Consider the following 23,182-nt stretch of genomic DNA (forward strand, 5'->3'; position numbering starts at 1 on the left):
GTGCATGCATCAAAGAATTAAGAAAGAAGGGGTAATTATGACGCAAAGAAGACGATTTCATGTTAGTGATGTGATTAATAGTACATTTTTTCAAGTTCCTAAATTTCTGTTTACAGATGAGTTTAAAGATTTAAATAGTGATGCGCGGTTACTTTATGCCATGCTAAAAGATAGACACGAGTTATCACTAAAAAACAGATGGTTAACTGATGATGGGGAAGTATATCTCATCTATACGCGTGAAGAGATGATGCGCATGTTACAAGTCAGTAAACCTACAGTAATTAAAGCAATGGAAGCATTAAAAGAACATGGGTTGCTAGAAGAAGTAAGACAGGGATTAAGAAAGCCAAACTTATTTTTTATGTACATGATTGAAGATGAATACTTTCAATTTCCTAGTGATTCTTTAGACGATAAAGAGAAGATAGAAGAAACGAATGCTAATGAAAGAAGCACAAATAAGCGACTAAATAGTGGAGAAATCCCTGAAGTAAAGAATCTTTACCCTATCTATACTGATAGTAATAAGACTGATATTTGGTATGGCAACACTTTTTTAGACAAAATCACTAGTTAGTCTTTGTTGGTATTCGACTGGCCTCAAATAACCCAGAGTCGAGTGAATGCGTTTGTGATTGAACCAATAAATGTATGTCGATAATTCTTCCTTTAACTCATCGAGACTCTCAAATGATCGTCTCCTTACAAACTCTGTTTTAATAATCTTGAATGTGGCTTCCGCTACTGCATTGTCATTAGGTGTACCCTTCGCACTAAGTGATCGTGTAATCCCAAATGCTCCAAGCATTTCGCCAATGCTGTAATTCTTGAACTCTGAACCTCTATCGGTATGAAAATATTTTATATTAGATAGATTTCCGCCTACTTTCGTAAAGGCATCCAGGACAAGAGATGGCGTTTTCCTTTCACCACAACTTGATCCAATTATTTCTCGCGCATGAAGGTCTAAAAGTATGCAAATATAATTCCAGTTATTCCCAACTCTTACATAAGTCAAATCACTGACAACAACCTGCAACTTACTTCTATCATTGAAATCTCGGTTTACTAAATTTTCAATTTTTGATTCGTTGACATCAGATGAATGATTTCGATACTTCTTTTTAGTATAAACTGACACCAGTTCATGTTTTCTCATAATTCTTGATATACTGCGTCGTGATGTATTTATTCTTTTTCTTTGAAGCTCAGCCCTGATTTTTCTACTGCCATATATCGAATGACTCTTATAAAATACATCAATAACTTCATCTTCAAAGTGATCAAACTCTTTTATCTTTGGCCTGTATGAATAGATTGCGCTTCTTGCTACATTTAGATATTTACACATTGAAGAAATTGAATATTTATCCGAATTATTACGTATAATCTCTATTTTCGTCCCATAATCAATGTACTACTATGCCCCGAAACTCGAAGAGTACAGGAGGCAGCGCCGCTTGCTTTAAAATATCATTTTCCATTTTTAACTGTTGGTTTTCTTTTCGAAGCTTTATAAGTTCATTTTCTTCGTCAGTTCTATTAACAGCAGCTTTGAAAGATCCTGAAGTAGTCTGTTGTTTTACCCATCGGTACACCAGCTGTTCATTCAAATCGTAATCGCGCGCAAGGTCACCTGCAGATCTTCCACCTTGATACAATTTCACAATTTGTGTTTTAAATTCATCAGTAAATTTTCTTCTTGTTCTTTTTTCCATGATAATATCCTCTTTCTGTTATTTTATATTAACTAACAGATTTGTCTATAACATTGTAGCCGGTCCAGTATTTGTTTTAGCAAATCCAATTGGATTGAAAGAGGTAATTATTTGAAATCTATTTGACTAGAAATTTTAAATAATATTACGAAACAGAGGAGTATCCAACCTATAAAAACAAGATACCCTTGTAAAATTGGTGGAGAAAAGAAAGAACATAAGAGATGAACACAGTTTAGGTAGTAATATGGGGAATATGTTCCTAAGGGAGAATAGAAGGAAAATAAAAGAATTAATCCTGCAATAATAGTTGATTCAAGAAATAATTTATTGCTTTTTAACCACGATGTGTAAAGTAACATAACCAAAACAGTTAAGAATATGATATTAAGAATTATAAGAGGAATTGTTGCAAGTAAAAATATGCTCAGTTTAATAAATACTAAATTTTCAGAATAATAAATTGGATCAAAAAATTCTACCACATTGATTCCTATAGCAGCAGTATCTTTTATGGTCGTTGTTTTGATTGAGTATGTAAACATCATTTTATGTAACTTTGATGAATCAATCATCATGTTCTTATTAATTAATGTAGGAATCTCAAATTGCCACCCAAAGGTCAAACCATAATATATAGATAGAGAAGTTATCTGTATGATTACCAAGGACAGAACTATAAGTGATATTGAGATTATTTTACTTGTAAACAAAGAATTTCTCGAAACCGACTGCAAAAGTGTTGCATATATTTTACTATTACGATCTCTTCCGAATACAAAGAGTGAAACTATTAGTATCATAAGGGGAAGAAAAACAGGTAATATATCTCTAATATAATTAAAAATAGAACTGGATCCAGTATTCTGATATGCTTTTATGGGGGTATGATCGAGGGTCTTTCCATACATATTGACATATTGAGAGGATACTAAATAATCAAACGTTTCTAGGTCGATACCATGCATTTTTTCATGCGTGTTAATCTGATAACCCCTATCATTAATCATCTGGTAAAGTAAATCGACTCTTTGAGCATAGTTTTCTTTTTCACCGTTGCTCATGGAATTATAGACATTTAACAAGTAAGTAAAATCAAATTTTTCCTGGTTCGTTAAATATTCGTCAATATTTTTATCTTGTATATTTTTAGTAATTTCAATATTATACTGATTAAGCTCACGATTCAAATCATCATAGTCCTCAAAAAGCATCATAATAAATTCATTATTCATATGATAATCAAACCTTGAGTTGTTGTTAATATTACCAAAGTATTTATTTTCATAACTATTAAGGATTGTTATGGATAATATAGTAAACAAAATAATAACAATATAAGAAAATGTATTCTTGTAGAAATTTATAAAGTCACTTTTTATTATATTAGTCATGTTAACGCTCCCACCTAACTGTGACGAAGACATATAGTCCTACAAACCATAAACAAAATGCAAAGATTATATTATATAAAAAATACAAAGTATTTCCCGTTGACAGAAGTGCGTTACTTGGCAAAAAATTAAGTATTTCTATTTTTGTGATGGTAGTGTTTATGTAGAGTACAAAACAATATATAATAGAATAATTTAAAATAGAGTTTTTATTTTTTAGTATCAATCCAACTGTTGGACCAATCAGTCCGTTAATCAAAACTAAACCTAATAATTTTAATAAACCAATTCTAATATGAACGATTTGATTTGAATTAAGAGTAACAACAGGGTACTGAGGATTTCCTAGTCCACCCACTACGTAACCAATAATAAATGATGAAACAATTAGAATTATAAGATTCATAAAACAGAACACCAGACCCGTTATTGATTTGGAAATATATATTTTTCTTAAATTTGCACCTCTGCAATAATAGGTTTTGTATGCACCTGACTCAAAATCATCACTTATAAAATCGGAAGAAAACAATAATATCAAAATTATTATTGCAACAATAAAGCCAGGGGATTCGACCATTTGATATAATAAATTAAAGCTATTTATTGAGTAAGGGGAATAGTAGGGCTTTATATTTCTTTCTATTAAAAGCTCGGTCAATTCTAAGTCATTATCGAGTTTATCTACCCATTTAGGGTTATTGATCATCACTTCGTCAAATTCTAACGACACACCGTGACTTTGTTCAATCAAAAAGTCTTTTGTATGATGGAGATCAGCCATGTTTTTAGATTTATTATTGATGCTCATTTCATGTGTATAGATATATTGTCTCATTTTATTATAATAATTATTACGGGAATCCATTTCATCTTTAGAAATAACCCCTATTTTTTTTTGATTTCTATTGATGTCAATCAGTTTTTGATACTCTCTACTCAGGTTCTCATAATAATTATTTTCTGAACTTATAAATTGCTGTTCTTGTATAAACATAAATCCCAAGAATACAGAAACAATTAAAAAACCCAAGAGAATAAAATAAATCATTTTCTTCTGCAATATAGATTTTTTTAATTCTAAAAGTATTAGTTTAGTCATTTTTATTACCTATAATATTTAGATATATGGATTCTAAATCAATCATTTTTTTATCAATATCTATGATAGTATTTTGTTCTTTAATTATTTTATTTATTGCACAGTCTAAATTTTCATTATCTGCTAAGGTCATTCTATAGGAATCGTGGTTAATTTTAGTTACATTGTATTCATTAAAAAAATCACTAGATTTATTTTGTTTGCTTTTAAAATCAATGATCTTCTCGTATTGTGGGATGTTTTCCACTTCACCAAGAATTTTTCCATTATCAATAAAGACAAAACGATCAGAGATTTTTGCGACTTCATCAAGTTTATGGGACGACAATAATATACTTGTGTTAAAGTTACTACGAATTAATTCCAAAACCTCTAAAAAATCTGTAATACCTTCGACATCTAATCCATTTGTTGGTTCATCTAGAATCAACAAATCAGGTTCGCTGAGTAAAGCAACAGCAAGACCAATTCGCTGTTTCATACCCATCGAATATGTTGACACCCTTCGATCTAGATTACTTCCCAATTTAATTAAATCACTACAAAAGTCAATTCTTTCTTGTGTAACCTTCTTAAGAGATCCGAAAAAATTTAAATTTTGTCGTCCTGTTAGATCTAAATATACTCCGGGGCCTTCTATGACTGAAGATATACTGCAGTTGTAAGTGCAAACTGTGCCAGAAGAGGGATTCATTAAGCTACACAAACATTTCATAAGTGTAGACTTTCCAGCACCGTTCGGTCCTAAAAGACCGACTATTTCTTTTTCTTTTATTGATAAATTAACATTATCCAATGCGATGTTATCACCGAAAATCTTGGACAAATTACTTATTTGTATGAGCATATTAAATCACCTCTCTAAAAGTAGCCGAATCAATTATTTTATCAGCCATATCTACAATTTCAGGATCGTGTGATACGATAATCAAGATTGAGACTTGAGAAATTCTTTTTAAAAAATTTCTTAACAAAGTTATAGAATTATTATCTAAACCTATTGTCGGTTCATCTAAAAGATATACTTTGCATTTTTCAGAGAAAACTATGAGAATTTCTACTTTCATTTGTTCACCAGTTGACATGCGAGAGTACTGTTTACCGTTAATATCTTTATAAAATTTAAATAAAGTAGTGTCAGCAAAACAATCAGAGTCATTATATACTTTATCTAATATAGGGATAATTATTTGATCATAATAGATGTCATCTATTCCTTCATTCTTAAGTAATATTCTTTTTTTTAACAACCAACTGTGACTTATAATTACTCCCTTATTTGGTGTAATATTACCGTATATTAAATTTAAAAGAGTCGTCTTACCACTACCATTTTTTCCGTTAATCACGTAGATTTCACCGATTTTAAATGAATAAGAAAAGTCTTCAATCAGGTTATAATCACTTATATCGTATGAGCAGTCAACCAAACGAAGTTCAACTTTTTGATTGTTACATGAATGATTAATATTTTTTCTTTTGTGAACCACTGACTTCATTATACAATTATTCTTAATTCTTTCCATTGAAATTATAACTTTTTTTCTTACTATCAAATAATTTAATATTGAAATCATAGATGAATTTATATATCCATAGTAACTCCCGTATTTATAAAAATCGCCAACCGTAAAAATAGAACTGTTTAAATTTTTTGCTAGTAGAAAATAGAATGAACAAGTCAAAATAACAGATAGTAGAGTAAACACACGATCAGATAGTTGTGTTTTTAACTCTATTTCTTGTTCAGTTTTATAATATTTCTTTCTTTGTAATAAATAATACGAATTAAAAAATGCTGTGAGATCGTTTAATGTTGAGTGCCAGAGAGATTTAATTTTTGAAAATGCCACATCATTAATTGATTTTTGATTCCGTAGTGAATCTTTGTACCATTTTTCTTCTTTTTTCATAATATATAATAAATATAATGAGTGAACAAGAACAGAAATTAAAATAAATATTAATAATTTAGAGCTAACAGATAAATAGTATAGTAAACCAAAAAGCATAAGTGGCAAGTGTATCAAGATAACATCCATAAATTCTAAAAATGAATTGGCTAATATATGACTGTCTTCACTTATAAGTTGTAAGTATAGCATTTCGTCTGCATTTTTTTGACTTTCGTAAGATAACATATCATAGTTCTCGACTAGTGATTTATTAATGCATTCTATTATTTTAAAATATAAATTTTTTTGAAGCCAAAAAATTAATAAACCGATGAGAAGTGAAAGGATAGTTAGTAAAAGATACGCGATAATTTGTTTGCTAGAACCATGGTATAGCAACTCATTAATAAACTCACCATATATTTTAGGACAGATTAGCAGTAAAAAGTAGTTACATATTTTTAGTAAAGAGATACCTGTAAAAAGAGATTTATTATTTTTGTAAATTTCCAAATAGAATTTATTAACCATAAGTAATTGCCCTAATTAATAGAACGCACTCGATTAAAGTGCGTTCTATTAATTACCATGGGTCTCCTGTAACATATTGATTAGAAATATTTTTTGAACCAATATATTTATCCTGATTTAAGCGTGCCAAATTATCGCCCCACGTACTACAATTTGTACAACCTCTACTTATACAAGAACAATTTGAAAGTAATGAGTTAATAGAAGAAGTACTTTGATTCGTTTTCTGTAGTTTATTCATAATTCACCTCCTCTCCATTTAAATTGTAAACTCTATTTACAATTTTTTCTAAAGTTGATAATCCATAATTCCGATAATCCTCTAATGAAAAATTAATATTAAAATGGTTTTCAATTATTTTGATTAGGTAAAATAATTCTGATGGTGATAAATCATTATTTTTGCCTAACAGAGAAGATTTATAATCTATGTTTCGATCTTTAATGATATGATTTTGTAACATTAGCCCTAAAATTATATCGTAAATGCTTCTATGTTCCATATGTTCCTCCTTGGTTAATCAACTTTCAATTTATTAACAACACTTTTAGCTAGTTTTTCATAAGTTTTATTCACGTAAACAAAATTTTTATTGCAATCGGATTCCTTCTCGAATTCTATAATATAGTCATGGCTTACTCTAAAACAATCTCGATTGGAAGAATCAAAAACTGGTTCATCATTTAGTAAAGAAACATTATTTTTTATATGGAAATCAATAGCGTAACCAAATCTTGATCTGTTAAATTTTTCAAAATTATCATTTTCAACCTCTAATATATAAGAGGAGCAAAGAACTGAGAAATCACAAGATAACGAGTATGATAAAAGATAATTATATACACCCAGATCACCAATAAGTTCATCACTTACTTCGCTGTAATTTCCAGGTATAGTCAAGATAATTAAGTCAGGGTTTTCTTTATTTTCTATCCAATTAATCCAGGATGTTAGATAACTTAACCGAAAGTCAACTGGACTTCTCCAATCAAAGAAAATATCAGGATAAATATAAGATTTTAGAATAGCTGATTCTCTCAAATCTGTAATAATTATTGGATTTACATCCAATCGTTCAAGTTGAATTTTAAGTTTGTTAGCTATGTAATATTTATCGAAAGAATCACCTAAATCAGATATAAATAGTATAGGAGTTTTAATTGGCGTTAATTTAATATAATCTTGAAAACTAAATTTTTCAGTAGATTTATTAATGATATTCATAATATAACTTTCATCAATATATTGAGAAGTTGGCAAAGTCATGTAATTAATTTCTGAAGAGCGTAAGATGTTGTTCTTATCAATTATACAGTCGAATTTTTCAAATTTAATATCATCAAAATTACAATTGGTAATCCCAATAGGTGGGAAATTAAGAAGAATCGAAATATCGTCTTCTCCTAAACCATATTTCAAATCACATACAACAAATAATTCATTACCTTGATCATGTAAATTTACTATGACAGAGTAATCTTTTTTTGTTGCAGAAAGATATAAAATTTTCATAGTAAACCTCTCGTTGAAAGTTCTCTAATAATGCAAACAGTAGCTAAATTATTAACAAGATTATTTTTTATATATCCACAAGACTCGCCATATCCGTCATAATTACATAAATCTTTATCAGAACAAAGCGCAATACAATTGGAACAATAATTTAAAGCGAAACAATTTTCGCATTTTTCATAAAAACTGCTATTAAATCTATATAGTTGATTCACCTTATTATGGTCAATATCTGTATAAACACTTCCTAGTTCAGTTGAATGATTTTCCATTACCTTTTCACACGGATGTAAATCCCCGTCAACAGAAACAAACATTCTAGTTTTTAGAGGGATGCATTGGCCCGTAGTGTTGATTTTTCCTTTATGAGGTATACCAGAATAAAGTTGGAATTTTCTTAAAAATGTTAATAAATCATTTTTATAATTTTTCATTAATACTAGGTATTGGTGAGGGAATTCTATTTCTGTAAATATATCGATAAGAACTAAAAATTGGAAATATTTGTACTCTTCAATAAAAATTTCACTCTGGGAATAGCTGATATCCAGGCCTATTTCAGAAACTATCGAAGCATTTACACCAATATCTTTAAATATGTACATATTGGATTGAATAAAATCTTGGTATTCTGTAAATGTATTATCGGGAGTTAATACCATATTGATACTTAAATAACGATATAAACAGGGATAATCTTTTTTTATTAACTCTATTTTATCAATAACCCTTTTGAATACTCCGAGATGTCCATTAGAAAATTTTCTATTGCGATCATTTATATTTTCTGGCCCATCAATACTAATCATGAGCCTAAAATCATTAGTATCTAGGAATTCTAAGATGTTCCGAGTTAATAGCGTTGCATTTGTAGTCATATGATATGAAACATTTTCACCAAACATTTTGTTCCCAAATTCAACTGCTTCTTTAATTAGCTTAAAATTAAAAATGGGCTCTCCACCATAAAATGCTATATTTTTATTATTACAATCTCTAGAGTGTTGAGCATAGAATAGTATGCTTTCTCTTGCAGTTTCAACTGTCATATTTAAACTGTTATTATGGCTTCTTGTGAAAGTATTCTCTTGACTATAGGGACAATAAGAACATCTTAAATTACAACCTTGAGTGACTTGTAAAGTTAGCTGAGAAATTTGTCTGTTTAGAATTTCTTTGACTAACATCTCATCAGTAGAAGGAGCACATTTTCTTTGAAGAACCGACATATTCTGGAAACTGTTGATAGATTCATTAATTTGAGAAGTTGTAATATTTAATGAACCTATTTTAGTTATTTCATCAAAGTCAGAGTTATAGATATACGTGCTACCAATGGTCTTCAAAACAATTTTTCTAAGCATAACATTACTTGGAATTTTCATCGTGATCGCGTTCCTCTCTATTTGAAAGCGCTTACCCTTTATATTCTAAATATATGCCACCTGATATCAGTTGTCAAGAATGTTTTTTTTGCCGTATTTTCACAAGATTATTTTACAATTAAATTAAAGGATTTAGTAAAATAGGGTCAATCAAAGTAAAACACTATAATTATGCTTTGGTTATAATGGCCTATTATTAAGCTTATGAAGGAAATTAAGTACATGACTATGCCACCTTCACATTATATTGATGAAAGTTATATTATAAATATCATTAATAAATCTACTGAAAAATTTAGTTTTCAAGATTATATTAAATTAACGTCAATTAAAACTCCTATACTATTTATATCTGATTTAGGTGATTCTTTCGATAAATGGACCGGCTACAATGTTATAGACAAATCTGTTAGTTAGTATAAAATAACAGAAAGAGGATATTATCATGGAAAAAAGAACAAGAAGAAAATTTACTGATGAATTTAAAACACAAATTGTGAAATTGTATCAAGGTGGAAGATCTGCAGGTGACCTTGCGCGCGATTACGATTTGAATGAACAGCTGGTGTACCGATGGGTAAAACAACAGACTACTTCAGGATATTTCAAAGCTGCTGTTAATAGAACTGACGAAGAAAATGAACTTATAAAGCTTCGAAAAGAAAACCAACAGTTAAAAATGGAAAATGATATTTTAAAGCAAGCAGCGCTGCCTCCTGTACTCTTCGAGTTTTGGGGCATAGTAGTACATTGATTATGGGACGAAAATAGAGATTATACGTAAGAATTCGGATAAATATTCAATTTCTTCAATGTGTAAATATCTAAATGTAGCAAGAAGCGCGATCTATTCATACAGGCCAAAGACAAAAGAAATCGATCAATTTGAAGATGAAGTTATTGATGTATTTTATAAGAGTCATTCGATATATGGCAGTCGTAAAATTAGAGCTGACCTTCGAAGAAATGGAATCAATACATCACGACGCAGGATATCAAGAATTATGAGAAAACATGAACTGGTGTCAGTTTATACTAAAAAGAAGTATAAAAATCATTCATCTGATGTCATCGAATCAAAAATTGAAAATTTAGTAAACCGAGATTTCAATGATAGAAGTAAGTTGCAGGTTGTTGTCAGTGATTTGACTTATGTAAGAGTTGGGAATAACTGGAATTATATTTGCATACTTTTAGACCTTCATGCGCGAGAAATAATTGGATCAAGTTGTGGTGAAAGGAAAACGCCATCTCTTGTCCTAGATGCCTTTACGAAAGTAGACGGAAATCTATCTAATATAAAATATTTTCATACCGATAGAGGTTCAGAGTTCAAGAATTACAGCATTGGCGAAATGCTTGGAGCATTTGGGATTACACGATCACTTAGTGCGAAGGGTACACCTAATGACAATGCAGTAGCGGAAGCCACATTCAAGATTATTAAAACAGAGTTTGTAAGGAGACGATCATTTGAGAGTCTCGATGAGTTAAAGGAAGAATTATCGACATACATTTATTGGTTCAATCACAAACGCATTCACTCGACTTTGGGTTATTTGAGCCCAGTCGAATACCAACAAAGACTAACTAGTGAATTTGTCTAAAAAAGTGTTGCCATAACAGATACTAATGATTAAGTTATAATTGATATTAATCCATAAAAAATACTTGAATGGCAAACATCTGATATAATAAAGAAGGGTTCATAATTCAACAGATAACCTAAGTAGGTGTGGCTATTGTGATAGAACTCGTCACTCTTTTGAATAATTAATAAACTTTTAATTTGGTAGAATGATATTAGATATATGTAATTACTTAATGGAGTTCTTCTTAATTAATACAGGAATCAATCCTTAAATTTAGCAGATAATTTGATTGTCCAAGATTTGGGGTTAGTTCATAATCGTACAGACTTTTTTTTATTAAACAGAAAAAACCGCACCTTCGGTGGTGCGGTTGAGATTTAAATTTAAGAATTCTACCGATATATAAATGTTATAAGTAGAGTTTGCTACTCCCACTCAACTACATAAAATCTTTCATTAACCACAAATTACCCATTTCAAAGCCTATTTTAATATCACTTTTCTCTGTATTCTCACGATTATCTTGTTTCTCAAAGTTTTTGACATCATTTTGATATCACTTGTTTAAGATTCATCCAAAATCGTACGATTATGCTTTTCAATTTTCTTTCCTAGATTATTAGAAAAAAACAATAATGCATCATTATGAATTTCATGATTATAATCACCATCAATAAGTTTTTCACAGTTAACACAGAATAACTTGTCGGATGAAAAATGCATATTGCCAAATTGCCTCTTGAATGTTAGCTCTCCACCACAACCACATACTGGTCGGAAGTTAAATCGATTAATAGATACGACATTATTATATGAATCTAAAGTCCATTTGTAATGAATATCTTTATATTTTCCTGAGATATATTCCATATATTCTTTTGAAATCTTAGTATTTGATTTTGATGATTTAAGAGCAATGATATATAGTGTGACACATAATAAAATAATTGGAACAATAAGTTGCCATATCTTAATTTCGAAATTTAAAATATTTGCTATTAGTTCAAATAAGTATTCCCATATTTGCAAAAAAGCTTCAATAAAATTAATCTTCTCAATTAAAGCATAAATAACTGACGAAATTACGTTTATTATAATTGCAACAATTATAGAATATAGAGCATTTTTCTTCATAGGTCTCCTCACTTACAAACAATATACTTGTTTTCAATCTTTAAAGCCACAATAGAAGAATAATTCAATTTATGTATTCTTACGATTTTCAATAATATTCATTAGATCCTCAGCTACAAATTTCAAACGTTCGGTACCAACATCAATAAGTGGCTCATACATGAAACTATTAACATGAATAAAAGATGGCGCGATAATTCTGGAACTTTCTATTACACTGATTTCTTCAGGTATAAGTTTATCTTTTATTCCATCATACAACTTTGATGAATAGTGACTATCAAAAGAAACACTTGGTATATTTTCTGTATATAGAAGATATGAATCATATAAATACTTTTCAGAAAAAACTCTTAGAAATATTCCTAGTATTAATTTTTCCTTAATGCTAGTTTCTTTGAGAGTATCGTTTTTCAAGATAGATTTAACCTCATTTTCTAATGTATCAATATAGTTCAGGTTATTATACTCAGATTTTTTCGTAATGTTGTATCTAGAGTAAAGATTATCTAAATCATCCAATAACAATTGATCACTTGTATCAGTATAATGAAGATACTCTGTGCACTTAATATAATCAGGGTCCGTGGCATTTGATTGCAACTGAACCAAGTTTCTTGCTAAAGGAATAAGTGCAATTAATGAATTTAATTTTTTATCATTTTTCCAACCATTAAAATAGCTATAATCAAACAATTGCTTGTTTTTGGCTTCATATAATACCACGCCATTTTGGTCTTTATAGGCCAGTATTTTTGAATTCAAATTATCACATGAAATAGAAACAGATCTGAAAAAGTCATAGTTATGAGTTAAAATAATTAACTGAATTTTATCACTTGATTGTAATTCTCTAATATACTCAATTATTGCATACTTGTTCTTATAATCAAACGAGTCCGCTACATCGTCAAGTAAAACGATAAAAGGGCTATTATTAGATTTCATTATTTCAATTTGAAATATCATATTTAGAATAAAAATACTTCTTTTTTCTCCACTACTAAATCTTGTGAAGACAGAATCGTCAACTGGAATACCACTTTCTCGCACTGAGAAATTAAATGTTGGTAACATTCTTCCAATCAAGGCATCAGATCTGTTTGAAATACTTACATCAAATGTTCCACTCCAAAATCTCTTATTAAATATTTCAATCACACTGTCCCAAATCGTACTTTCATTGTTCGCCTCATCAATAATAATATTAATATTATCTTTTGATTCATTAAGTGCATCTTTAATTTCTATGATTTCAGTTTTATAATCAAACAGTTTTGAATAAATAATTCTATCTCGCAAAAAAACAGGATCAGAGAAATCGTTAATTATCGTCTTATCACCCTGTACAACAGTTAATAATTTTCTCGTATCTCTATTTTTGTTCAATGCTTTTTTTATGCTCGAAAACTGTGTCTCTACATCAGTATCTTCATAGAGATCCTTAATTGTTTTTTCAATTAATAAATCAATATCTTCGCTTTTATATTCAACTTCGTTCAGTACCACTTTATGTCCTGCATCAAAGAACTTACTGATCTTTAGGTTCTTATTTACATTAACAAGTTCATCAATTCCAAATCCTTCTTTAAAAATAAACTCATCAATTTTTTTGTTAACTTTTTCTAAATATAAGGTACAACTTTGTGCAAAATTATCATTCGAAAATAGTGCTTGCACGCTATCGTTGTTGAAATCGTTAAACGATAGTTTGTTGTATTTTTCCAATTCATGTTCATCTTTTTCAAACCTTAAAGTTAAATTAGATATTGATTCTACAATATCCTTGCCGGGATAAATCGTTCTGATCAAAGATTCAGTTTTTGAAGTTCCTCGTTTTTCTTCAGTAACATTAGTTGAATATAACTCCAAAATTCTTGATATATATGCTTTGACTTTCTCAATTTCCTTTGTGTATTTTTTTCTTAGATCACTTGACATCACTAATTTCGCTATATCAGGAATAGAAAAAATATCATTACCTGTTAATTCAGAATCGAAGACTACTACGTCAAGTTTCTTAACAGAAGTTGAATCATATTTCTCGCCATTATACTCAATTGATATATTTGCTTCCAAATTATTAAACAAATCTTTTGGATTCAAACCGTTTTTCAAATCAATGAATCCATCCCTGAATGAAGACTTCATTACTCCATTTGGAGCATAAATTAGGGTGTTCTTTTTGATCAATTCAGGGTTAGTCAGCTTTTTTATTCCGTACACATTATCAAATTTTTCAATCTTTAGCATAAAGTAATATCCTCCTCATTAGTTTTAACTAAAGTATAAACCATTATCTTTAGTAAAGACATAGTGAATGGCAACACTTATATAGACAAATTAATAGTAGAATGTTGCTTGTATTCTAATGGTATTTTATACTCCAATGCTGCATGAAGACTCTTGGAATTAAAGCACTCAGCATGTTGCCGAACTCACAATTCAATTCTTTAAGTGTTGAGAAAATATGCTATCTGCCAAACTCTGTTTTGATCGTCTTGAATTGTGTCTCGGGACGGCATTGTCGTAAGGGTTGCCCTTCTGACTTAACGACCGTTTAATCCCAAACGTTGATAAGACATCATCAATTAAATAATTATCGAATTCACTTCCTCTATCTGAGTGAAAGAACTTAATGCTACCTAAATTTAAATGTATATTCACAAACGCCTTATGAACAAGTTCTGCGTTTTTCTTTTGCCCACAACTGCATCCAACGATTTCACAATTATGTAAATCGATGATGGTGCTGATCTAACTCCAACTAGAACCAAGTCTTAAATAAGTTAAATCATTGACTATTACTTCAAACTGCTTACGATCATCAAACTTCCGATTGATTGCATTTGTTGTAGTATTTTTATTGACCTTTGATTTGTATGGTCGATATTTCTTGTTGGTATAAACAGATACTAGGCCATTGTCACACATGATTCGTGATATACGTCTACGGGATAAGATAACTCCTTCGCGTGTCAGTAGCGCCTTCATTTTTCGTGTTCCATAGATTCCATGACTGTCATAGAATACCTTGGTGACTTTCTCAGCGTATTCATCAACTTTCTCACTTGAATCCACATAGGTATAAACGCCTTGTCTACTAACGTTTAGAATATTGCACATTGCTGATATGGGATACTTACGGCGATTGACCGGATGAGTTTTACTTTCGTGGCATAATCAGCGCCGTTTGCTTTAAAATATCATTTTCCATCTTGAACTGTCTGTTTTCTTTCTCAAGTTCAATGAGTCGGTTCTCTTCAGGAGTATATTCTCAGATGCCTTAAATGAGCCACTCTTGTTGTAGCGCTTCATGCATCAGTAGATTACAGATGCATGAAGGTCGTACTCTCGCTCGATATTCAGGATGGTCTTGCCGCTGTTATAAAGCTCAACGACTTGCTTCTTGAAATCCACACTCTATCTTTTTCTAGTCATACTATGTTCCTCACTTTCTTACATTATTGTATGTCTATTAAGAAACTGTCATCTAAAGTGTAGCCCATCCAACTTAACATACATATATATGCAGAGTGGAATTTGTAATATGAAAATATAATAAAGTTGACCTCATTCATAAAAACGATAGAAAATAAAACGAATCTATATATCTTAAATCTGCCTATTTATCGTTTTTTTAATGATATACTATATGCATATATAACTACGAAAGGAAACTAAATGCAAACTTCAGAAAACAAACCAAAAAATTTTGATAATATAATTGAGAAAAGAAAAAAACTCTTGGATGTATATCCTAATTCAAATAAAGATGATTATGATAAGTATGAAGAACAATTAAATCTTGTGTTTTCTAATGAAGAAATTAATACTACTGCGATTGTTGGGGGATATGGTACCGGAAAAAGCACACTCATTAAAACACTAGAAAAAAATAAAAAACTAAAATTTTGTTATATTTCAGCACTTCCTTATTCATCAAATGTGAAACAGAAAAACCACATTGAAGATGACGAAAGTAAACTTGATTCTGATTGTAATAGTGGGATTGCGTTAGAGAAAAAAATAATTGAGCAAATCTATAATCAAGTTTCTAACAGATCCAACCAGAGACTTGACTATTTTCTGTATCCACTCTTTTCACTATGTACACTTGGAATTGCTATCGTTTATTTTTTAGGACCAAGGATTGAAAATATAAAATCTTTTTGGAGTACCCTTAGAAATGCTATAACTATAAAGGCAATACCTATATTGCCTGAATCAACCGTCATACTATTTACTTTCTCAGTTTTGTGGATTCTTTACTCGATTTATGTTTTGATTTCAACTTCAAACTTTTCGTCAATAATAAATCGAGTTAAAATTCCGTCGATCGAGGTACAACTTAGTCAACATGATGTTGGGTTTGATAGAGTAACGACAGAATTAATAAGACTATTATCCAAATCAAATTTTGATGCTGTGATTGTTGAAGATTTAGATCGATTTATGGATAAGGGTGTTATTTTTCAATTAAGAGAATTTGCTAATTTATACAATAGAAGCGCAATGCGCAAAATGAAGTTTATATTTCTCTTAGACTTTAGTACTATCGATGATGAAAAACTAAGAGCGAAGTTTTTTGACCATTCCATAAATGTTGTCCCATATATGAGTTACTCGTATTCTTATAGTTATGTTAAAGAAATTCAAAAACTTTGTGAAGATTTAGGAAACTATTCATTGACTCACGTTTCGGATGGACTGATAAGGATTTTAACAAATTGCATTCATGAGTCTAGACTACTAAGAATAATTATATCTGACTATATATTTCTATCTGAATCCTATTATGGAGATAAAATTTCAAAACTTGGTTTGGAAGATCAGGAGAGAACAAAAATTGAAGATTTATTGCTTTCGCTATCAATTTACAAACATATTTTCACACAAGATTACAACAGTTTTTTAGAAGGTAATGGCAATCTGCATAGCCTTCTTATAAAAAATGAGAACGAACAAACAGCTAAATTAAAAACAAGTAATGAATCTTATGAAAAAAATATTGATTCAGCAAAGAAAGATATTTTAAATGATGAGAAAGAAATATTATTGGTTGAGACTTTTAAAATTTCAGAACCAAATTATTTTAATGATTCTGAGCTAAGTAGTTCATATGGATATATTTATAATCGTCATTTTAAGGATGTAATGCAATCGCAAAGTTATAAAACGCGAATCAAGTTCTTAAATTCTAATTATGAAAAATATATTGCTGATCTAGAGGAAAAAATTAATTCTAATATGATGAAAATATCTTATTACGTTCCAGAAGGAGATAATGAACTTAAAATAGAGTGGTCAGAAAATACGAATTATAATGAAGTAATCGGGGAATTACTCTTTAAGGGCTATCTAACTTCAAAAGTAAGTATATATATAAGCCATAGAAGTGATGATTTAACTCCTGAAGAGACATTTCTAGTTGAACAGGCTATTAGTAATGATACTAGTATCGACCCAAGCATTAAAGTGAATGAAGAAAATATTCCAACCATCATGTCTTTAATCAATAATGAAAAATTTGAAACATCAAAGTTGTTTAATTACAATATGATGAATTTTTTTAGAGAAAGAAAACAATATATTTCACAATATAAACAGATGGTAATTAATCTAGAAGACCAAATTAAGAGAAAAAAACCACAAATGGCAATAGAGTTCTTTTCATATGGATATTATGGTATGGCAAAATATAGTAATGATATTTATAAAATAATGTTACAAGATTGTGAATACTATTCTGAAGAGTTTATTAGTGTTATGTTCAATAATTTTGATTCCAAAGAGATGGGTTTTGCCAATACAAGTTATTACTTATTTCTAGCGTTATTAGCTACTAAGAGTTTAGATGATATACTTAAAATTGATTCTTTCGTAAGCTTTGTTAACAATATGTTTGAAATTAAGTCATTAGATTCACTTATCGATAGAACCATCAATTTTGGTCAAGAAATAAATGAGATTGAAAGAAAGTTCATGCTTCTTGTTGCATCTGATAAAATCAGAATAAAATTTGAACGATATTTCATCGATAACCCAAGTGTCTTATTTAAAAAAAGTTTAACTCAATATAAAGAAACACTAAAACAAAAAATTGAGAAACATCAATTTAAGAATAGTCATAGATTGATGCAATTAATGTTTTTTTATCCTGATTCCGAGGATGCTTTATATTTAAATCTAAAATTAGATAAAGAAAACGAGAGAAAAATGATTGACTTTATGTTGGAAAATCCTATAGAAACTAGAGATAGTCTGATTGTTGGACCTAGACCCATCGATACAGATAAAAGTATTAGATTCTGGATTAATAATAAAAGTCTTAATGAGTATGATTTTGAAGAACGTTTGATTAATAATTTGGGTCTTAAAGAATCGCTTGTAATATTTGATTCAATCGAGAACTACTCAACTGAGAGAGTTCCATTACAGTATAAGGATATGTTTAGAAGAGATGCAAATTCCGAATTTATTCATTGGTTTGATGACTTAAGTAAATTAAATGAAGAGGTAGTCGAGGAAGTTATAACTAGAAATTTATTTAAAATAAATCAACCAAATATTGACTATATTGTTAATTTATTTTTAGATAGTGAACCCAATAAACCAATGCTTGAATTTTTGTCAACATATGACTATAATGAGTGCGTTTCTAATATATTGGAATGTAAAAACAGTAGAACTTTTTTCACAAAACTATTTGTAAATATTTCAGATAAATCTGATGTTGAATCACTTGAAAGACTTGTAAGTAAATTACCCTTGAGAATAATAGAATTAGTTGAATTCACGATGAAAGAAACAATTAGTGATACCGATTGTGAGAACATTCTTATTGAGAAAGGTTTTCTTTATCCATCATTTGATTTGCTGAGAAAGATAATATCAGAAGGCAATAATAATGCCCTTGACCGATATAAAAAATACATCATCGACGTAATAGATGACCACAAGGAATTAATTGACAAACTATTCAGCAATGAAGAAGTAAAGTCACCTAAAACTATATTGGAAATAATGAAAGAAACTAATCAATTTAAACGAGATATATTCAAGAAATTTGAAAAAACGAGAGAATTTACTGTTATAAGTACCAATGCTTATAGTAAGAGCTTTCGTAAACCAGTAACAAATAAAGTTAATTGTGACTTGGAGTTACTTAAAGAAGAAAAATTAGTAAAAGTTTCTGAGGAAAATGATTCGATAATAACGTTTAAAATAAACTGGCAAAAATAATAAAGAATACATAATCTTTAGAGGAACCTATAATGCAAATAGAATTATTTTACGTATATCTGTATTTATGTAATTAATCACTTCTGTTAGTTGTGTATTAGATGATTCCGGCAATTTTGGATCGGACAATGGTTTGAAATAAAAAGATGAAATATACTTGAGTTCATGGAAGACAGTGAGGATCGAAGCTTGGGACCCGCAATCTAGAAATAGCATTTGGAGTCAAGCAGAAATTTGATTATAAGCAACAGATAGAGCAAGTTCTGAGTATTGTCATGTTGGATCGTGGGAAATTGGTAAGATACCTGAGGTTTCCCAACGTTTACGCTTATTGGGTGGGACTTTATACACCTATGCTATTCTGTGTTATGAATAACCCGTACTTAATAAGTTAATTTAATGGTTAAAAACTAACATAGCATTAAAAAAAAGAGGGGAATTGCAATGTCATCAAAAATTACGAGAGTCTTTACGTCTGTTTTCATCGTCTTTATAGTAATGTTCTCAATCTTGTTAGTGTCCGCACAACAAGAAACGATGCTTAATGATATTTTTAAATCAGGATCCTATAAGAGTATTTATATACCAGATACTGCAAAAATATCGAAAGATGAGTTTATGAGTATTATCGGTTCTGCCCAAAAAAACCATGTTTATTTTGGAAAATACAGCGAGAAAATTCGCTATGTATCTGTTAATGACTTTAGCACTGACGTCAAAGAATTTTTAGGCGTAAGAATTCCGCCGGGAACATTAAGTTTATCAACTTTTGAAACGAATAAAAATCACGATTTTTATGTCAAACCACTAAACATTGGTTCAAACGAGCAACTTGAATTAACTTTTAAAAAACTTGATGAAAGTACCTTAGACGAAGAAGTCTACGGTTTTCTTGATCTCTATGCAAAAGATCAAGAACAAGCTGAAGTATATATTGAAGAAATTGCTCAGCGAGCGGGGTTAGATGCTGATGAAATTGTTCAGCAAAAAACAATCTCAAGTGATGCTGAGTTTTTCTTCTTGTTTTTGATGGTTGCAATTGTAATTTTTTCGATAAGTAATATGCTCGTAACGATTTTTAGTTTTGTAAAAAGAAATAAAGAAATCGGCGTATATAAATTACTTGGATTGTCTGATTTTTCAGTAGCAAAAAAAGGAATATCTAAATATATTTCGTGGTATATAGTTTTCTCGGTTATTGTAATGTTTGTGACATCATTAATTTTGAACTATTGGAATATTTACCTAATTAAAATTCAGATCACATATCTATCAGTATATCTACTGGCATCGATTATTTTGATTATTACAGCTTCAACTGTTATTACGCGAAAATATAGCATTGCTTCGCTTACAAAAAACCAAAAAACAACAAATGCGATAATTAGGATTTCGATGGTGTCCAAGGTATTATTTACAATTATCCTGGGATATTTTTTACTCAATACGACAAATATGTTAGAGTCGCTTACTGATCAACGCTATAAACTCAGTATTTTTGAAAACTATCGGGACACTTATGCTTTTACAAGTTATGCAAAAAACAGATCAGATAATAATTCTACAAGCAATAAGCGTGTTCCAATAGGATATCCAGAATTTAATTATTCAGATTTTTATAAAAAAATCGTCGCGGGTAATAATGGCTACTATGTTGATTTTTCCGCTTATTCTTGCCCTGATGAAACGAACGAACGAAAGTTAGCAAGAAATTGTTATGATGATCAGTATATTTTTGCTCTGGTTAATGATATCTATATAAACGATTATAAATTATTACCGATGGAACAAATTAAAAACGCCCTAAAAGAAGAAAAACGTGTCATATTAATACCGAGAGAGCTACAAGATTCTGAGAACTCGATACTTCAAGACTATAGCGAGTATTTCCAATCAACGAAAACAATCGTAGATGATTTGCAGATGGAATCAATAATCTATGAAGACTCAGATTTTTTCTCAATGAACAGTGAAGTAGTCGGTTCGGATTATCTTATCCATAATCCGATATTAATTGTATTTGATGAGAATACAGTTAAAGGGATTCCCGATTATCAACTCCGATTCTTTGGTTATGGAACGTCAACAGCTGCGCAGTTTAGTCTGGACTCGACGGAAACAAAGGAATCGTGGTATAAGAAGAATGAAGATGTTTTCAAACAGTTCAATATAGAGAATAATATTTCTGTTGAACATTTTAACAACACTTCAAATGATCTAAATATAATGATTTCTATTTTGGAATTTTCTGTAAAGATCTATACCGGTATACTGCTTATCTCAATTTTATTAATCAGTTTTGTATCCTTTAATATAACACATACGTATATGAGCGATATTCGAAAAGAAATCTTCGTTAGAAAACTAATAGGGGAATCTGATTTCAATATATTCAAACAATACATTCTTTTGTTATTCTTTACAGATTTACTTGCTGTTGTTATTGTTACTGTAATTTTGCCGGTGTTCTTAAAAACGACCATTAGTTTTAAAGGAATTGGAGTTCTGTTTCTGTTAATTATAATGATTGATGTTATCGTATTTAGTATTGTGAAATCGAAGTTTGTTAGAAATAATTCGAGTAATCAGATAAAGGGGGAATAGATGATGATTCAATTGAAGTCGGTAAGTCGAACATTTGGTAATCGCACGCTGTTTCATGATATTAATGAAAAATTTGTGGTGGGTGAGTTGGTTGGGATATCCGGGAAAAGTGGCTCTGGAAAAAGTACACTATTAAATATAATCGGTTTAATTGATTCTGATTATGAAGGAGAATTATTAATTGATTCGATAGCTACTAAAAATATTAGCAAACGTAAAAAAGTGCAATTGGTCCGTGAGAATATCAACTATCTATTTCAAAACTATGCCTTAATTGATAATGAGAGCGTTCGGTATAATCTTGAGTTGGTACTTAAAAAGAAAGATGATAATAAGTTAGACGATGCTTTAAAACAAGTTGGACTCGATAGCGCAATATTAGAAACCCCAATCTATATACTTAGTGGAGGGGAGCAACAGAGAGTTGCATTGGCCCGGTGTATTTTAAAAAAAGGTAATATCGTTCTAGCGGATGAACCAACCGGTAATTTGGATCAAGAAAATGCAGAGATTGTGATGGGAATTCTTTCTGAGTTTACAAAGCAAGGGAAAGTCGTTGTGATTGTTTCTCATAGTAAAGAAATTATGCAATTATGCGATCGAGTTATAGAACTATAATAAGATGAATAGTCTATTAAGGGCATTCGTAAATCTAGATCTTTAATTCCGAAATAATAGTAGTAATTTTTATATCTAATATTTCGTTGAATAAACCGAACGCCTAATTATGCATGTGGCTTTTCAGGCGGTTGATGTGTCACTTAAAATGAATCTATCTCGGAAGATAGATTACCAATGCACTTATTATTTTTTATTTTGACAAAGTGTCTTGATTATTGATCATGTTATGGTAATATCTGTGTAAGGGCTTTCTAAGTTGAAGCATGATTTTATAAGGTATAAATAATATCGGTAGATGCTTTTTCTATAATCAATGTTGGAGTATTTCTCTGAGAAAAGAATCGACTATAAACTATTAGATAGTAGCTTTTTATTTTCAATTTCAACATTTATAACGTAACCAATGATCGAATGCATAATGAACAAGTTATCTAATCTTATAGAT

16 protein-coding genes and 2 pseudogenes are annotated in these 23,182 nt (G+C 29.9%); 5 read left to right on the plus strand and 13 right to left on the minus strand.

Annotated elements, in window-relative coordinates; translation table 11 throughout:
- Positions 1–4 precede the first annotated feature (4 nt).
- The gene (locus EL194_RS06675) at positions 5–580 is read left to right on the plus strand and encodes a replication initiator protein A (protein ID WP_003773319.1); all 576 of its coding nucleotides are present in this window, start codon (positions 5–7) and stop codon (positions 578–580) included.
- On the opposite strand, the pseudogene EL194_RS06680 reads toward EL194_RS06675, so the two are convergent.
- The 9 genes and pseudogenes from EL194_RS06680 to EL194_RS06720 form a co-directional block, all read right to left on the minus strand.
- Positions 560–1,727, minus strand: a pseudogene (locus EL194_RS06680) (IS3 family transposase). The gene EL194_RS06675 and the pseudogene EL194_RS06680 sit on opposite strands and share 21 nt — an antisense overlap.
- 101 nt (positions 1,728–1,828) lie before the next feature.
- Positions 1,829–3,115: a hypothetical protein gene (locus EL194_RS06685; protein ID WP_003773326.1), complete on the minus strand. Its 1,287-nt coding sequence runs from the start codon at positions 3,113–3,115 to the stop codon at positions 1,829–1,831.
- A 1-nt stretch (position 3,116) separates the two neighbouring features.
- Positions 3,117–4,217 (minus strand): ABC transporter permease subunit, encoded by a 1,101-nt coding sequence (locus tag EL194_RS06690; RefSeq protein ID WP_003773328.1) that lies wholly within the window; start codon positions 4,215–4,217, stop codon positions 3,117–3,119.
- Positions 4,210–5,064, minus strand: a complete 855-nt coding sequence (locus tag EL194_RS06695; RefSeq protein WP_003773332.1) for an ABC transporter ATP-binding protein — start codon at positions 5,062–5,064, stop codon at positions 4,210–4,212. Before EL194_RS06695 ends, EL194_RS06690 begins: the two co-directional genes overlap by 8 nt.
- A 1-nt stretch (position 5,065) precedes the next feature.
- Positions 5,066–6,643: an ABC transporter ATP-binding protein/permease gene (locus EL194_RS06700; RefSeq protein ID WP_003773334.1), complete on the minus strand. Its 1,578-nt coding sequence runs from the start codon at positions 6,641–6,643 to the stop codon at positions 5,066–5,068.
- 52 nt (positions 6,644–6,695) lie between these two features.
- Positions 6,696–6,884: a hypothetical protein gene (locus tag EL194_RS06705; protein WP_013852855.1), complete on the minus strand. Its 189-nt coding sequence runs from the start codon at positions 6,882–6,884 to the stop codon at positions 6,696–6,698.
- A complete protein-coding gene (locus tag EL194_RS06710) occupies positions 6,877–7,146 on the minus strand; it encodes a hypothetical protein (RefSeq protein ID WP_003773336.1) in 270 nt (89 codons plus the stop codon). Before EL194_RS06710 ends, EL194_RS06705 begins: the two co-directional genes overlap by 8 nt.
- A 14-nt stretch (positions 7,147–7,160) precedes the next feature.
- Positions 7,161–8,156: a P-loop NTPase family protein gene (locus EL194_RS06715; protein WP_003773338.1), complete on the minus strand. Its 996-nt coding sequence runs from the start codon at positions 8,154–8,156 to the stop codon at positions 7,161–7,163.
- Entirely contained in the window at positions 8,153–9,541 is a 1,389-nt protein-coding gene (locus tag EL194_RS06720; RefSeq protein ID WP_003773340.1) for a radical SAM protein, read from the minus strand. The genes EL194_RS06715 and EL194_RS06720 overlap by 4 nt, the downstream gene beginning before the upstream one ends.
- A 439-nt stretch (positions 9,542–9,980) precedes the next feature.
- On the opposite strand from EL194_RS06720, the pseudogene EL194_RS06730 reads away from it, so the two are divergent.
- Positions 9,981–11,148: pseudogene (locus EL194_RS06730) on the plus strand (IS3 family transposase).
- 549 nt (positions 11,149–11,697) lie between these two features.
- On the opposite strand, the gene EL194_RS06735 reads toward EL194_RS06730, so the two are convergent.
- From EL194_RS06735 to EL194_RS06750, 4 genes are all read right to left on the minus strand, one after another.
- On the minus strand, positions 11,698–12,267 hold the full coding sequence (locus EL194_RS06735; RefSeq protein WP_003773349.1) for a hypothetical protein: 570 nt from the start codon (positions 12,265–12,267) through the stop codon (positions 11,698–11,700).
- A gap of 69 nt (positions 12,268–12,336) precedes the next feature.
- Entirely contained in the window at positions 12,337–14,520 is a 2,184-nt protein-coding gene (locus EL194_RS06740) for a hypothetical protein (RefSeq protein ID WP_003773351.1), read from the minus strand.
- Between the two features lie 192 nt (positions 14,521–14,712).
- Positions 14,713–15,024: a DDE-type integrase/transposase/recombinase gene (locus EL194_RS08745; RefSeq protein WP_081484478.1), complete on the minus strand. Its 312-nt coding sequence runs from the start codon at positions 15,022–15,024 to the stop codon at positions 14,713–14,715.
- Entirely contained in the window at positions 15,025–15,348 is a 324-nt protein-coding gene (locus EL194_RS06750; protein ID WP_016357128.1) for an IS3 family transposase, read from the minus strand.
- A gap of 603 nt (positions 15,349–15,951) precedes the next feature.
- On the opposite strand from EL194_RS06750, the gene EL194_RS06755 reads away from it, so the two are divergent.
- The 3 genes from EL194_RS06755 to EL194_RS06765 all read left to right on the plus strand — a co-directional run bounded on the left by EL194_RS06755 (position 15,952) and on the right by EL194_RS06765 (position 22,734).
- Positions 15,952–19,512, plus strand: coding sequence for a YobI family P-loop NTPase (locus EL194_RS06755; protein ID WP_003773355.1), 3,561 nt, complete (start codon positions 15,952–15,954; stop codon positions 19,510–19,512).
- A 444-nt stretch (positions 19,513–19,956) separates the two neighbouring features.
- Positions 19,957–22,116 (plus strand): bacteriocin-associated integral membrane family protein, encoded by a 2,160-nt coding sequence (locus tag EL194_RS06760; RefSeq protein ID WP_034886525.1) that lies wholly within the window; start codon positions 19,957–19,959, stop codon positions 22,114–22,116.
- Positions 22,117–22,734 carry an ATP-binding cassette domain-containing protein gene (locus EL194_RS06765; protein ID WP_003773360.1) on the plus strand — a complete coding sequence of 206 codons (618 nt, stop codon included), beginning with the start codon at positions 22,117–22,119 and terminating at the stop codon, positions 22,732–22,734.
- The last annotated feature ends 448 nt before the right edge of the window (positions 22,735–23,182 follow it).

This window comes from Erysipelothrix rhusiopathiae, assembly GCF_900637845.1.
Classification (GTDB): domain Bacteria; phylum Bacillota_I; class Bacilli_A; order Erysipelotrichales; family Erysipelotrichaceae; genus Erysipelothrix; species Erysipelothrix rhusiopathiae.